Here is an 836-nt window from a genome sequence, read left to right as displayed (position 1 = left end):
ATGTCAGAATCTGGAGGCGGAACAACAGGCCGAATACGACCAGCAGTAACACCAAGACCAGTAGAATACCAAGAGCAGTCATTTGTAAAGAAGTTAGAAGCTAGCAGCTGGAAATCGAAAGCTGTTGATTAGAACTTAGTTCTTATGACACTTTCAATTTCCAGCGTCTAAAATTTAAGTCGTGTGATGGATGCTCTCGTCGAGGAAAGGATGGTTGACGGGAACCAGTGAAGCTTGTGATAGGCGCTTCGTCATGAGTAAAAGGAAGCTACCCAAGAAAACCAGCGCGGTACCTATTTCAATGATAAACCCGTTATTTCCCTGCATAGTTGCAGGCATGATCATTAAATAAAAGTCAAACCAATGCCCTATCAGAATAGCAATGCTTACAATCTTAAGCATGATCATCTGCCGCTTAGCGTCGCGGGTCATCATTACCAAGAATGGAAAAGCAAAATTGATAACTAGGTTGAAGAAGAACAACCCAGTATAAGCATTATCAAATCCACCTAGACGCTGGTTGAAGTATACTGATTCTTCGGGTATGTTCGCATACCATATCAGCATGAATTGCGAGAACCATATATAAGTCCAGAAGATACTGAAGCCAAACATGAACTTCCCTAGATCGTGCAGGTGGCTTGCATTTACAAAACGTAAATAGCCAGCTTGCTTCAGGAATATAGTACATAAGGTGATAGCAGCAATACCTGATACCCACCAGCTAGCAAACACATACCAGCCAAACATCGTGCTGTACCAGTGCGTGTCAATCGACATCACCCAGTCCCAAGCCGACATCGATTCTGTTACCGCGAATAATACTAGGAATAGCG

Annotated in this window: 1 pseudogene; it reads right to left on the bottom strand. The window is 43.1% G+C overall.

The features are described 5' to 3' along the window. Positions 1 to 174: 174 nt before the first annotated feature. Positions 175 to 836: pseudogene (locus J4D97_RS23085) on the bottom strand (quinol:cytochrome C oxidoreductase); the annotation flags it as partial.

This window comes from Hymenobacter defluvii (assembly GCF_017589435.1).
GTDB lineage: Bacteria > Bacteroidota > Bacteroidia > Cytophagales > Hymenobacteraceae > Hymenobacter > Hymenobacter profundi.
Note: the sequence above shows the minus strand (reverse complement) of the source record. Positions and strands in the feature narration are given on the sequence as shown.